This window comes from Parasutterella excrementihominis YIT 11859, from assembly GCF_000205025.1.
Classification (GTDB): Bacteria; Pseudomonadota; Gammaproteobacteria; order Burkholderiales; family Burkholderiaceae_F; genus Parasutterella; species Parasutterella excrementihominis.
In genome coordinates this window covers 1-533 of the sequence record NZ_GL883757.1, presented here as the reverse complement: position 1 = coordinate 533, position 533 = coordinate 1, and the positions used below count along the sequence as shown (strand labels likewise).

Annotated in this window: 1 pseudogene; it reads left to right on the top strand. The window is 45.2% G+C overall.

The features are described 5' to 3' along the window. Positions 1–402: pseudogene (locus HMPREF9439_RS13520) on the top strand (IS1634 family transposase); the annotation flags it as partial. Positions 403–533 lie beyond the last annotated feature (131 nt).

The following is a 533-nucleotide window of genomic DNA, read 5'->3' as shown; positions in this document are numbered from 1 at the left end:
CGCGTAGAAGACGCCTTTGCAACGCTTAAGGACCGACTCGGCTGCAATCGAATCAGATGCTCTGACAACAAGGCACTGCAAGGAAAGACCTTCGTACAGTTCATTGCGACGGGCTTGTCGCTGATGGTTCGTTCGAGAATCCGCTGCTATATGAAGGAAAACAAGAAAGCTGGAAAACTGAATCTGGTCTACGAGAGCGACGCAAAGATCCTTCAGGTTCTAAATAACGTCATGCAAACTCGCTTTAACCACGGCTACTACTTCGACGAAGTTGCCGGTAAAAAGATTAAATACTTTGAAGCGTTAGGTGTTGGAGTTCCGGGAGCCGGGCCCGAGACACCGGAAGATGTTCAGGAAGAACCAGAAGCCGAAACGTTATTAGGTACGGATATTGAAATTTAACGAGGATGCCGAAGCCGAACTCCGGCTAGATCACTGAAAAACGCAAAACCTCAGGGCTGAAAAATTGCGAAACTAGAGCACTAAAAGTTTAAAAATCAAAAAAAAAATCCTTTTATTTCAGTGGAGTAAAA